Origin of the sequence: Clostridium beijerinckii (genome assembly GCF_036699995.1) — a bacterium.
GTDB classification, from domain to species: Bacteria; Bacillota; Clostridia; order Clostridiales; family Clostridiaceae; genus Clostridium; species Clostridium helianthi.
In genome coordinates, this window is sequence record NZ_CP144906.1 from 904446 (window position 1) to 917500 (window position 13055).

The window sequence follows — 13055 nt, forward strand, 5'->3', positions numbered from 1 at the left end:
ATGTTACAAATTGTAATAGATACAAGAATAAGATATAATAAAGCCAATATATCGTTGCAAATAAATTAATTTTAAGTTAAGTTTTAATAAAATAATTTGGAGGCAGGGGAATGGATAAAAAAGATTTTTCTAATTTAGAAAATCAAATTAGAGATACAATAAAAAATGCATTCGATGTCATAGATTTTGCTAAGATAAAAAAAGATATTGATGATAAAGCTCAAGAAACTGTGAGAGAGACAAGAAATAAATTTGTAAATAAATCACAGTATTTTGATAAAAAGATAAAAGATGAATTAAAAAATAGATATAAAAATATTGCGAATGTTGTTCCAAAATCTGAAAATAAAATACAGAGATATATTGCTAAGAGACCAGTTGGAAGCATATCAGGAATATTATATACAATATTTGGATCTATATTAAGCGGAATATTAGGAATATTAATAATTTCATACTCAATACTTATTTCTTTTAAGAATGAATTTTTAATGAGTAATTTGATTAGCTTAGGAATATTGTTTTCTTTTCTTGCGGCGAGTCTAGCTTTTACTTTAAGAGGTATAAATTTAAGAAAGAGAGTGAAGCGTTTCAAAGAATATGTGAAATTGCTACGAGGTAATAGCTATTGTTCTATTAGTGAATTAGCTGAGGCTGTCAGGAAGAAAAATAAATTTGTAGTTAAAGATTTAAGAAAAATGATTGAATTAAATATGTTTCCACAAGGACATATTGATGATAAGCAGACTTATTTCATGTTAAATAATGAAGTTTATGAGAATTATTTGACTTCACAGGAATCTTTGAAGAAAAGGAATGAAGATGAATTAAAAAAACAAGAGGAACTAAAAAAAGACTTCAATGATCCAGTGAAGATGGAACTAAGGAATACAATTGAAATGGGAAGGGATTATATTAAGCAAATAGGATATATAATTAATTCTATAGATAAAGAAGAAATTTCCAAAAAATTAAATAGGCTCCAGAATATCATAAATCAAATACTTAAGTATGTTGAGCAGAATCCTAAAAAGCTTCAAGAAGTTGATAGATTTGCAAAGCACTATCTGCCTATGACTTTAAAACTTCTTAATGCATATAAGGAATTGAATGATCAGCCAGTTCATGGTGAAAATATAAGAAATGCAAAAAATGAAATTGAGAAAACTTTGGATACCATAAATAATGCATTTGAAAATTTATTAGATGACTTATTTGAAGAAATAGCATTAGATATTTCTACAGATATTTCTGTTCTTGAAACACTATTTACTCAAGAAGGACTTAAAAAAGATGATTTTAAAAAATAGTATTTAAACAAGAAGGAGGAATTAAAAGTGAATGATGGATTTAAGGAAAATATAGATATGATGCCAAGCTTAACATTTGAGCCTTTTGAGGAGGAAGTTCCTGTTGCTAAGGTAGAAGAAAGTAAGCAAAAAGAAATTTTTGATGAAAGCTATCTAACAGAAGAAGAAAAGAAGATGGTCAATGAATTTGTAGATAAAATAGATGTAAATAATACAAATTCAATTCTTCAATATGGAGTAGGAGCTCAAAAGAAGATTGCAGATTTTTCCGAGACAGCCTTAAATAATGTTAAAACAAAAGATTTAGGCGAAGTAGGAGAGATGCTAACAAATGTAGTGTGTGAGCTTAAAAATTTTGAATCTGTTGAAGAAAAAAAGGGATTTTTAGGCATTTTTAAGAAATCAGCAGAGAAGATTACGCAAATGAAAGCAAAGTATGAAAAGGTTGAAGGTAATATAAATAAGATTTGTAGTGCTCTAGAAAATCATCAAATACAGCTTTTGAAAGATATTGCTATGCTTGACAAAATGTATGAAATAAATAAAGTATATTTTAAAGAACTTTCCATGTATATCTTAGCAGGGAAGAAGAAACTTTCAAAATTAGAAAAGGAAGAGCTACCTAAGTTAGCAGAAAGAGCTAGAATAAGTGGGCTTCCAGAAGATGCTCAGGCGACAAATGATTTTGTAGCTCTTTGCAATCGCTTTGACAAAAAGATACATGATTTAGAATTAACTAGAATGATTTCACTCCAAATGGCACCTCAAATTCGTCTTGTTCAAAATAATGATTCATTAATGTCAGAAAAAATACAATCTACACTTGTGAATACTATTCCACTATGGAAGAGTCAAATTGTATTAGCTCTTGGAGTAGCTCATTCAAACAATGCGGCTAAGGTTCAAAATGAAGTTACAAATATGACCAATGAGCTGTTACGTAAGAATGCAGAAACACTAAAGATGTCAACAATTGAGACAGCTAAAGAATCTGAGCGTGGAATTGTTGATATTGATACTCTAAAGAATACAAATGAATCATTGATATCAACTCTTGATGAAGTTTTACGAATACAAAGTGAAGGAAGAGAAAAACGTAAAGCTGCTGAAGCCGAATTACAAGAAATTGAAGGTAAATTGAAAGATAGGCTTCTGCAAATGAGACAAAGATAAAAAAATAATAATGTTTTCCGTTTTAATTATTTTAAGGTAAAACTTTTTTGTATCTTTCACAGTGAGTATTAATTTTAGTTTTTTTAATTACAAATTATCATATATAAATGATATAATTAAAGAAGTTATATATGGTAACGATAATAGATGTAAGTATTTAATAAAAGTATAGGCATAAATAGAATAATATGTTTATTTAACATATACATAAGCTATAATTATGAATACGATATAAAACATAGGATCAATGCTGTGATAACTACAAAAAAGTGAAAGGATATATTTTGCAAGATAATGCTACAATTACAAGATCTTAAGTAAGGGGGAGAGATATTATGAACAATAACATATTACTAGAATCGGGTACTGGGGAATTAGAAATAATAGAATTTATCGCAAATGGAAATCATTATGCAATTAATGTTGTAAAAGTTAAAGAGGTAATAGAAATGCCTTCAAACTTAACTAAATTGCCAGATCCTAAGCCAGAGATAGCTGGCCTCATACTATGCAGAGATGAAATACTTACTTTGATTGATTTAAAATACATATTAACAAAAAGATCGGCAGGAAATCTTGGCTCTAAAGTTATAGTTTGTGAGTTTAATAAAATAAAGGTTTCGTTTAATATTGATGATATAGTTGGAGTTCATCGTATAAGATGGGATGAAATAAGAAAACCTGATGATTTATCAGAAAACTCATTAGCTGTCGGAAATATACTTTTAAATGGAAAAGTATTAATTATGCTTGATTTTGAAAAAATAGTTACAGATATTTGTCCAAGTGTTGGAATAAGTGAAGACAGACTTATACAAGTAGATTATAAGGATAGATCGTCTATAAAATTAGTTATGGCTGATGATTCTGCTTTAATTAGAAGGTTACTAAAAGATACTCTTACAAAAGCAGGATTTAAGAATTTAAGAATTTTTGATGATGGTAAACAAGCATTAGATTTCTTTGAAGAATTAGCAAGAAATAAAGGTGAAAACTTTATTAAAGAAGCTCAATTACTTATTACAGATATAGAAATGCCTCAGATGGATGGGCTCACATTGACAAGAAAAATAAAAGAAAATGAAACATTAAAAAGACTTCCAGTTGTAATATTCTCATCATTAATTACAGAAGAATTAAGACATAAGGGAGAATCTGTAGGAGCAAATGCACAGCTAAGTAAGCCAGAAGTAAGTGATCTGGTTGATACAATAGACAAACTATTAAGTGTTTAGAAAATGCATATTTAAAGTGTTTATCATTATGCCAAACACAACTAGAATAAGTAAATTTTAGATCTGCTAAAATTAATCTAATAGGATAGTTAAAGGTATGGGTGAAAAATTCATGCCTTTTTATTTTATAGGAATCTATCTGAATTCAAACTTGTAGATAAAATATGGAAAAGGCTGATTAAGAAGGAGAAATTTTATAAAGATAATAAAATAGGCAGTATATCCACCTGTGAAATTTTTCTCACATGCGCTTAAAAAGGCATATGAGTAGGAAAATCTTTGGCCCTATAGTCAACTGATATTTTGTTATTTAACATAAATATATGATTAATTGAAGAGAAATATTATATGACAATTGATTATTATATGGAAAATATTGTATAATATGTAATGTACAATTGCTAATAACATGTTATATTATTCAAGAGATTTTATATTTTACAAAGAGCTTTTAAAGGGGGAATAATGTATATAACAGCTTTATAATACTTATATAAAAATTTCTTGTATGTGCAAAAATTTAATATTGATAGAATCTTATATAAGGGGGTTTTTATGGAAGAAAAACAAAATAGATCTAATAAAATTACTAAAGAGATGATAGCCTTTTTTTATTGTCTGAGCATTGTATTTTTAATTTCTATTATTAGTAGTATAGGTGCGTATGCTGAAACTAAAAATGAAAAACAAAAGTCACCTGAAACATATGCATTAATATTACAAGAAAGAGGAGGAGTTCAGGAACAAATTAATGGATCTGACATTGGTTTGAAAACTGATTCAGGTATCACATTTGATAATAAATTGTTACAGGATTCTATAAATAAACTAAGTTGTTCTGATGATAGTAAAGTGGTTCAATCTGGAAATGCTACTTTAGTCTTAGTAAATAATAATTATGTAATATCAAAAGAAGTTTATGGAAACAAAGTAAACAAAGATATATTATACAAAAGCATAGTAAAAGCGATTCAAAATGGAGACACAACATTGAATTTAGAGGCTGCTAACTGTTACGAAAGTTCAGAGCCTAGATTTAAAATAAACTCCCCAGTAGTTGTTAGCGCTAGGGATACACTTAATAGGTATCTAGCCTCTAAAATTACCTATAATTTTGGAGGACTAACACAATATTTAGATAGTTCAATAATAAAGGATTGGATTAGCGTTGATAATAATTTTAATGTAACAATTGATGAAAATATGGTTAGAAACTATGTTGATAATATAGCAAATACTTATGCATCATCACTTGGTACAAGCATAAAGGTTAGCGGTGGAGATAATGGTAATAACCATAGTTGGATGATTAATGCTTCTGAGGAAACAAAAGCTCTGATAGATAATATAAAGAGTGGACAAACTATAAGTAAATATCCAATATATACTCAAACCTCTACATCCAGTTATTTTAGTAATGTTGGTGATACTTTTGTTGAAGTTGATAAAGGTAAACAACATTTATGGTTCTATAAAGATGGATATCTTGTTGTAGAAGGTGATCTAGTTACAGGTAATGAAAGTACTGGGCATGGAACACCAACAGGCGTGTTTTACCTAAATTCGAAGCAAAGAGATTCAGTATTAAGAGGTGAAGATTATGCAGCACCAGTTAGCTTTTGGATGCCTTTTATTAAGAATGATATTGGCCTTCATGATGCTAGTTGGAGAGATGAATTTGGAGGAGAAATATATAAGACGGATGGTTCACATGGATGTGTAAACCTGCCATATTATGTAGCTAAGGCAATATTTGATAATATTAGCCCAGGCTGCCCTGTTATTGTTCATGAGTAATATTAGAGATATTTCTAATCAGCACACGAGAGTAAAAAGCTCTATTTAATTATAATTAATACAAAGGAAAGTTTTGATCTTTTTAGGTCAGAACTTTCCTTTTTTTATAAATAATAATAAACATTTTATAATTAATAAATTGAATTTAAAATGTTCTAAATACAATTATAATTACATAATTATTAAAATATAAAACTTTAATAAAAGTTACTTAATATATTTTTTGTACAAGCTATAATTTTAGAATTTAAAAATGAAAATTGTAAGGTTGAATGATGTCAGGTGGGATAAGTATGATAAAACAAATATTACAATACATAAAATATCCAAAAAGAATAATGATGATTATTTGTGCCCTGGTAGCTATATATTCAATAGTTTCTATACATTTTATCAATCATTTTTATTTTGGTTCAACAATTAACAGAGTTGACGTTTCAGGTAAAACAGTGCAAGAGGCAGAAGAAGAAATATTATCTAAAATGTCCACATATTCAGTGGAATTAGAAGAACGTTATGGTGCAAAGGAAGAAATAAAAGGAGCGGATATTAACTTAAGATATGATTTAGGAGATAAAATTAAAGAACTGAAAAGTAAGCAGATTCCATTTACTTGGATTTTATCTTTTTTAGGAGAGAAGAATTATACAATCACGGATTCTGTATCATATAACGAAGATTTATTAAAGAAAAGCTTTAATAATCTTTCTGGTATAACAGGAAGCAGTGTAGTGGCACCTAAAAATCCTGAATTAGAATATAAAGATGATGGATATATAATTAACAAAGAGATATATGGAAATAAGATTAATAAAGATGATTTGTATGAACACTTAATAAAAGCAATTGTTAGTGGGGAGAAGAAAATTAATTTAGAATCAATTAATTGCTATGAGAATCCTAAGTATATATCAACATCTAAGGAAGTTTTAGACGCTAAAAATATACTCGATAAATATGCATCATCAAAAATTACATATTCCTTCGGCGAAGATAATGAAGTTATTGATGGATCAATAATACACAATTGGCTTAAAGTAGATCAAGATTATTCTGTTGCAATTGATGAAAAAAAAGTCTATGAGTATATGAAAAAAATTGCTAATACGTATAATACCTCAGGAAAAACAAGAGATTTCAAAACATCTTTAGGAACAATAACAAAAGTTAGTGGAGGAAATTATGGATGGCTAATTGATACTTCACAGGAAGCAAAAGAGTTGATTAAATATATTGAGAAAGGAGAAAATATAGCAAAAGAGCCTATATATAAGCAAGTTGCTTTATCTCATGATAGTAATGACATAGGCAATACTTATGTGGAAATTAATATGAATATTCAACACTTATGGTATTACAAAAATGGAATACTTGTAATAGAAGGTGATGTTGTTACAGGTAATGCAAGCAGAGGCTCTCCGACTCCAACTGGAGTTTATCAATTAAATTATAAGCAAAAGGATGCTACCTTGAAAGGTGAAAATTATAGTAGTCCTGTTTCTTTCTGGATGCCTTTTTATGGGAATGTTGGTATACATGATGCAAGTTGGAGATCAGAGTTCGGTGGAAACATATATAAAGCGAATGGCTCCCATGGATGTGTTAATGCACCATATTATCTCGCAAAGGTTCTATTTAATAATATTGAAGAAGGCACTCCGATAGTTTGCTATTAGTGGCGGTTCTAAATGATTAAATTTATATAAAAGATGAATCACAACTATCCTATTGAAACTGATTTTTTCCTAAGTGGATATAACGGAAAACATTTACAAAGGAAATTTATTGTTATATAATAAATTCATACCGATCAATAAAAAGGAAAAATTAATATTTAAGGTTGGCCTATAATAGAGTTTTATTTGGACATGGCCAAGATTATTTAATAACAAAAAAGAGTTTAATTGATTAAATAATTAAATTAAGAAAATTTGCAAATACTTTAACTAAGTAATAGCACTAGAATAAATACATTGTTTAGGAGGAATTAATTATGATAAAAATTAGATTATTTTGTGCAGCAGGAATGTCAACAAGTCTTTTAGTTAATAAAATGAATGATGCAGCCAAGACTAAAGGTATAGAAGTAGATATTGAAGCTTTTCCAGAAAGTCAAATGGATAAAAATCTAGATGGCGTAAATGTTGCTTTGTTAGGACCACAAGTTGGATATACATTAGGAAAGGCAAAGAAAATTTGTGAGCCATTAGGAATTCCAGTAGATGTAATACCTATGGTTGATTATGGAATGATGAATGGTCAAAAAGTATTGGATTTTGCATTGAAGTTAATAGAGAAGAAATAAATGAAAAATAGACCTAAAAATTTATAGAAGATTTTATAAATTCTATTAAATAAGCTTTCAAGTTGTTTTTGAAAGCTTATTTTTTATTTTGTGGTAAATTATATCATTAGAAAATCTGCAGATATTATTCATTGTGTAAGTATAAAATATGAAAATAGTTGATTTAGAAAGCTAGGTTTTAATAGAGAATTAAAAATAAAAAACACATTGTATCCGTACAATTTACTTTTTTTATTATATATGATATTTTAATTAATATTAAAATACAAAAGAAAGGAAGGTGATGCATTCTATGAATGAGAAATTCGTTTATGCTCCGGGTCCAACAAGTGTTAGAGAAAATGTAAGGCTAGAAAGAGCTAGGATAACTACTAATCCAGATGTAGACGAAGAATTTGTGGAATTCTATAAAAATACTTGTGATAAAATAGGGAAAATAATTGAGACAAAAAATCCGGTATATATACTAAGTGGGGAAGGTATTTTAGGATTAGAAGCGGCATGCGCATCTCTTACTGAACCAGGTGATAGAGTACTTGTCTTAGACAATGGAATTTATGGGAGAGGTTTTAAGGACTTTGTTGAAATGTACGGAGGAGAAGGGGTATATTTTTCGTGCGATTATAACAAAGCTATAGATGAAAGTAAATTAAATGAATTTTTAAATGTGGATCATGATTTTAAGTATGCAACAATAGTTCATTGCGATACGCCAACAGGAGTTTTAAATGATTTATCTAAGATATGCCAATTATTAAATGAGTATGGAATTTTAACTGTTGTTGATTCTGTTTCTGCAATGGGTGGAGAAGAAATAAGGGGTGATGACTGGAAAATTGATATAGCATTAGGTGGATCTCAGAAAGCATTTTCAGCTCCAGCTGGATTAACTATGGTAAGCATCAGCGAAAAGGCTAAAGAAGCAATGAAAAATAGAAAGACTCCAGTAATAGGGTTTTACTGCAATCTTAATATCTGGGAAAATTATTACACAAATAAGTGGTTTCCTTACACAATGCCGATAAGTGATATCATGGGGTTGGATAAAGCGGTTGATAATATTTTGGATGAAGGAATTCAAAATGTGCTTAAAAGACATGAAAAAATAGCATATGCGACTAGGAAGGCTGTTAGTGAATTTGGGCTTGAATTATTTTTAGAAGATGGTTATTCAAATACAGTAACAGCGGTTAAAATACCGGAAAACATAGGCGCTCAGAGGCTTAAGAATCATATGTTGAGTAAATACAATACTTTGATTATAACATCACTAAATCCATATGAAGATATAATTTTAAGAATAGGACACATGGGGGAGAATGCAAAAGTTGATAAGATTCTTTATGCATTAAATATAATTGAGAATGGACTAAAAGATCTAGGATTTGAAAGTAATGGTGAATTAGTGAATTCATTTATTAGACACTTAAATAGTTAAATAGTTAGTTATTAAATTAAGCAAAGGTGGGGCAAGGAATGGAAATAAACAGAAGAAAAAGTAAATTTAAAACAAAAGACATGGTAGAAACAGCACTATTAACAGCACTAGTATTTGTTGCAACAGCATTTATAAATATTAGATTGCCGATATTAGCTACTGGCGGATTAGTTCATTTAGGAACTGTAATGTTATTTGTTACAGCAATTGTGTTTGGAAAAGAGAAGGGGGCTATAGCTGCTGCTGTAGGAATGGCAATATTTGATTTATCATCAGGATGGGCACTTTGGGCTCCATTTACGTTCGTAGTAAGAGGAATTATGGGATACATGGTTGGTGCCATATCGTGGAGTAAAAATGAAGAAGGTAATAGTATTGTACTTAATCTTTTAGCAATTATCTTATCAGGTATTTGGATGATAGCAGGATACTACATTACTGAAGGAATACTTTATGGAAACTGGGTAGCACCAGTTGCATCAATACCTGGAAATGTGACTCAGATTATTATTGGATTATTGCTTGGATTACCTATTGCTAAAGTACTTAGAAGATATAAAAAGTATATTTAAATATATAAAAATGATGCTTTGAAGTGATTTATACTACTTTAAAGCATCATTTTTTTGCATTTAATAAAGCTTATAATAAAATATGACACTTTATGAAACTTTATTTCGTAAATAATGATATTGACGAAATAAATATATCATATTATGATTATATTAACTTGATACTGTATTTAGGAGGATATTGAGAATGAGTGATAACGATTTAAAGAAAAATAGTGCTAAGGAAGCCATGAAATATATAAAAGATGGAATGATAGTAGGTCTAGGCGGAGGGAGGAGCATAGCTTATTTAATAGAATTTATAAAACAGGATAAAAATATTAACGTAAAGATAGTTACTCCATCAGTGAAAACAAAGATGCTTTGTATAGAAAAAGGTTTAGAAGTTTTGCACACAAGTTCTGTGGATAAAGTGGACGTTGCTTTTGATGGCTGTGATCAAGTTGATGAAAAATTAAATGCATTGAAAAGTGGTGGAGGAATTCATACTAAGGAAAAGTTAATTGCTAGTATGGCGGAAGAATATATTCTCCTTGTTGATGAAGCAAAAGTTGAAAAAGAGTTAACATTTAATGTTCCAGTAGTACTTGAAGTTTTAGAGGATTCTTTGAAGTATGTTGAAAAAAAAGTACTAGAATTAGATGGGAAACCAGTGATTAGAAGTAGCGATATAAAAGATGGATTCACTATAAGTGATAATGGCAACCTATTAGTAGATGTATTCTTTAATAATGTAAAAGATATTCATAAACTAAATGATAATCTAATAAAAATCTGTGGAGTTATAGAAACATCGCTATTTACTAATGTAATTACAAAAGTAATTATTGCCAGTGAAGAAGGTATTAGAGAAATTTCACAAAAATAATTTAATTAAGAATAAAATTTAAAATTAAAACGTATGAGGTGAAGGATATGAATAAAATAAATTGGGCAATACTAGGGCCGGGAACAATTGCAGCAGATTTTGCAAAGGCTATAAATGAAGTGAATGGGAAGATATATGCGGTAGGTTCAAGAAATATTGAAAAGGCAAGGGATTTTGCTAATAAATATAACATAGAAAAAGCTTATGGAGATTATGATGAGATGCTAAAAGATGATAATATAGATGTCGTTTATATAGCGACGCCTCACTGTAATCATTACGAATATATAATTAAGAGTCTTAATAATAATAAAAACGTATTTTGTGAAAAAGCAATTACTGTAAATGGAAAGCAATTGAAAGAAATAGTTGATTTAGCAAATGAGAAAAAATTAATAGTGGCAGAAGCAATGACTATTTATCATATGCCGTTATATAAAAAGTTACGTAAAATTGTTGATGATGGCAAGCTTGGAAAGATTAAAATGATTCAAGTTAACTTTGGAAGCCTTAAAGAGTATGATGTGACAAATAGATTCTTTAGCCCAGATTTAGCAGGAGGTGCGCTTCTTGATATAGGAACATATGCATTGTCATTCACAAGGTACTTTCTCTCTAGTCAGCCAGAGGAAATTTTAACTACAGTTAAGAAATTCGAAACTGGAGTAGATGAGCAGTCAGGTATAATTCTTAAAAATTCTGATGATGAAATGGCAGTTATATCATTAACTATGAGAGCAAAACAGCCAAAGAGAGGAATTGTATGTGGAGAATTAGGATATATAACTGTTGAAAATTTTCCAAGAGCAGATAAAGCAACAATTACATATCCTGATGGAAGTGTAGAAATTATTGAAGAAGGCCATGGTTCAAAAGCATTAGAATATGAAATTGAATGCGTAAATAGTATGGTAATGAGTAAAACAGGTAATGATACTTTAAGATTGTCTGTTGATGTTATGGATATAATGGATGAGGTAAGAAAACAATGGAATTTAAGCTATACTTTTGAGTAACAAGTTTTATAAATTAATTACTTGGATACGATGATTAAGGGAGTAATTATTAAAGTGAGAGAGATAGAAAAGAGTGTTCTAGATAAAATTCTTTGTATTTATAAAAGTTTACATGAAGCAGAAAAAAAGATTGCTGATTATATAATTAATAATAAAGAAAAAGTCATTGAAATGACTGTTTCTGAGTTAGCATTAGAAAGTAGTGTTAGTGAAGCTACAATAGTTAGGTTCTGTAAAAAATGTGATTTAAAAGGTTTCTATGATTTGAAAATTAAAATAGCTAAAGAAATGGTTAATTTAAAAAGTAGTAATATATCAAATGAATTAGATTCCAATAATATAATGCAATCACTTCAAAATATATTAGCAAATAAAATTGAAGAATTAAAACAAACAATTTCAATGATGAATGAAGGTAATATAAAAAGAATATTAGAAGCAATTAAAGGAGCGAGAATTGTTCAATTTGCAGCGGTTGGTAATACAATACCTGTAGCAATGGATGGAGCATATAAGTTTAATCAGTTGGGAATATCATCTGTTACTAATACCATATGGGAAACACAACTTGCATTTTCATATACTTTAACTAAAGAAGATGTAGTTATAGTAATATCTAATTCAGGAGCTTCAAAAGAGCTTGTAGCTTTACTTGAAATTGCTAATGAAAGACAGGCAACAACTATTTCTATAACTAATCATGAGAATTCTCCTGTTGCCAACAAAAGCAAATATCATATAAATACTTCAACAAGAGAGAAATTATTTCTAGATGAGTTTAGCTTTTCTAGAGTATCGGCTATGGTTGTTATAGAAATCTTATATTTACTTTTAACAAGGGATAAAGAAGATGCATATAATTGGATTAGTCAGCACGAACAATCTATTGCAGAAGGAAAGATATAAGGAGAAATTACAATAGAGTGATATAATAGATATTTTATTTAAAATTTTAAATAGATATTAGATTTGAAGAAGGAAGGGTATAAAGATGAAGAATATAGATATTGGGAATAGTGGAATCAAAGCTTCTGAAATTGGGCTTGGATGCATGCGAATGGCATCAGTTGAAAAGAACGATGCGGAAAAGATCATTAAGACGTCGTTGGAAGAAGGAATTAATTTCTTTGATCATGCTGATATATACGGGGGAGGAAAATCAGAAGAAGTTTTTGCAGATGCAATTAAAATGAACTCTTCCATAAGAGAAAAAATGATCATTCAGACTAAGTGTTCTATAGTACCAGGAATAATGTATGATTTTTCAAAAGAACATATCTTAAATTCAGTAGATGCTAGTTTAAAGAGATTAAAAACAGATTATGTAGATACATTACTCCT

12 protein-coding genes (1 of these 12 only partly in view) are annotated in these 13055 nt (G+C 29.0%); all 12 read left to right on the forward strand.

Annotated elements, in window-relative coordinates; genetic code table 11:
- The first annotated feature begins 110 nt into the window (after positions 1 to 110).
- The gene (locus PZA12_RS04390; RefSeq protein ID WP_103698454.1) at positions 111 to 1310 is read left to right on the forward strand and encodes a 5-bromo-4-chloroindolyl phosphate hydrolysis family protein; all 1200 of its coding nucleotides are present in this window, start codon (positions 111 to 113) and stop codon (positions 1308 to 1310) included.
- A 27-nt stretch (positions 1311 to 1337) separates the two neighbouring features.
- Positions 1338 to 2483 (forward strand): toxic anion resistance protein, encoded by a 1146-nt coding sequence (locus PZA12_RS04395; RefSeq protein ID WP_078116065.1) that lies wholly within the window; start codon positions 1338 to 1340, stop codon positions 2481 to 2483.
- Between the two features lie 335 nt (positions 2484 to 2818).
- Positions 2819 to 3718, forward strand: a complete 900-nt coding sequence (locus tag PZA12_RS04400; RefSeq protein ID WP_078116066.1) for a chemotaxis protein — start codon at positions 2819 to 2821, stop codon at positions 3716 to 3718.
- A gap of 555 nt (positions 3719 to 4273) precedes the next feature.
- Positions 4274 to 5515, forward strand: coding sequence for a L,D-transpeptidase family protein (locus tag PZA12_RS04405; protein WP_103698455.1), 1242 nt, complete (start codon positions 4274 to 4276; stop codon positions 5513 to 5515).
- A 293-nt stretch (positions 5516 to 5808) separates the two neighbouring features.
- Positions 5809 to 7191 (forward strand): L,D-transpeptidase family protein, encoded by a 1383-nt coding sequence (locus tag PZA12_RS04410; protein WP_103698456.1) that lies wholly within the window; start codon positions 5809 to 5811, stop codon positions 7189 to 7191.
- 317 nt (positions 7192 to 7508) lie between these two features.
- The gene (locus tag PZA12_RS04415; RefSeq protein ID WP_077842752.1) at positions 7509 to 7820 is read left to right on the forward strand and encodes a PTS sugar transporter subunit IIB; all 312 of its coding nucleotides are present in this window, start codon (positions 7509 to 7511) and stop codon (positions 7818 to 7820) included.
- 292 nt (positions 7821 to 8112) lie between these two features.
- The gene (locus tag PZA12_RS04420) at positions 8113 to 9258 is read left to right on the forward strand and encodes a pyridoxal-phosphate-dependent aminotransferase family protein (RefSeq protein ID WP_103698457.1); all 1146 of its coding nucleotides are present in this window, start codon (positions 8113 to 8115) and stop codon (positions 9256 to 9258) included.
- Between the two features lie 38 nt (positions 9259 to 9296).
- Positions 9297 to 9830, forward strand: a complete 534-nt coding sequence (locus PZA12_RS04425) for an ECF transporter S component (protein ID WP_078116069.1) — start codon at positions 9297 to 9299, stop codon at positions 9828 to 9830.
- A gap of 187 nt (positions 9831 to 10017) precedes the next feature.
- Positions 10018 to 10698 carry a ribose 5-phosphate isomerase A gene (gene rpiA, locus PZA12_RS04430; protein ID WP_077840935.1) on the forward strand — a complete coding sequence of 227 codons (681 nt, stop codon included), beginning with the start codon at positions 10018 to 10020 and terminating at the stop codon, positions 10696 to 10698.
- Positions 10699 to 10745: 47 nt separating this feature from the next.
- Positions 10746 to 11714 carry a Gfo/Idh/MocA family protein gene (locus PZA12_RS04435; RefSeq protein ID WP_103698458.1) on the forward strand — a complete coding sequence of 323 codons (969 nt, stop codon included), beginning with the start codon at positions 10746 to 10748 and terminating at the stop codon, positions 11712 to 11714.
- Between the two features lie 30 nt (positions 11715 to 11744).
- Positions 11745 to 12620: a MurR/RpiR family transcriptional regulator gene (locus PZA12_RS04440; protein WP_041894307.1), complete on the forward strand. Its 876-nt coding sequence runs from the start codon at positions 11745 to 11747 to the stop codon at positions 12618 to 12620.
- A gap of 85 nt (positions 12621 to 12705) precedes the next feature.
- Positions 12706 to 13055, forward strand: the 5' end (the start) of a protein-coding gene (locus tag PZA12_RS04445) for an aldo/keto reductase (protein WP_077840937.1). The gene runs 571 nt beyond the window's last position; only the first 350 of its 921 coding nucleotides appear in the window; its start codon is at positions 12706 to 12708; its stop codon lies beyond the right edge, outside the window.

What these genes read in the sequence shown, in the direction of transcription:
- PZA12_RS04440 (WP_041894307.1), top strand. Translation starts at nt 11,745, where the DNA reads ATGATTAAGGGAGTAATTATTAAAGTGAGAGAGATAGAAAAGAGTGTT.
- PZA12_RS04400 (WP_078116066.1), top strand. Translation starts at nt 2,819, where the DNA reads ATGAACAATAACATATTACTAGAATCGGGTACTGGGGAATTAGAAATA.
- PZA12_RS04435 (WP_103698458.1), top strand. Translation starts at nt 10,746, where the DNA reads ATGAATAAAATAAATTGGGCAATACTAGGGCCGGGAACAATTGCAGCA.
- rpiA (WP_077840935.1), top strand. Translation starts at nt 10,018, where the DNA reads ATGAGTGATAACGATTTAAAGAAAAATAGTGCTAAGGAAGCCATGAAA.
- PZA12_RS04405 (WP_103698455.1), top strand. Translation starts at nt 4,274, where the DNA reads ATGGAAGAAAAACAAAATAGATCTAATAAAATTACTAAAGAGATGATA.
- PZA12_RS04415 (WP_077842752.1), top strand. Translation starts at nt 7,509, where the DNA reads ATGATAAAAATTAGATTATTTTGTGCAGCAGGAATGTCAACAAGTCTT.
- PZA12_RS04420 (WP_103698457.1), top strand. Translation starts at nt 8,113, where the DNA reads ATGAATGAGAAATTCGTTTATGCTCCGGGTCCAACAAGTGTTAGAGAA.
- PZA12_RS04425 (WP_078116069.1), top strand. Translation starts at nt 9,297, where the DNA reads ATGGAAATAAACAGAAGAAAAAGTAAATTTAAAACAAAAGACATGGTA.
- PZA12_RS04410 (WP_103698456.1), top strand. Translation starts at nt 5,809, where the DNA reads ATGATAAAACAAATATTACAATACATAAAATATCCAAAAAGAATAATG.
- PZA12_RS04390 (WP_103698454.1), top strand. Translation starts at nt 111, where the DNA reads ATGGATAAAAAAGATTTTTCTAATTTAGAAAATCAAATTAGAGATACA.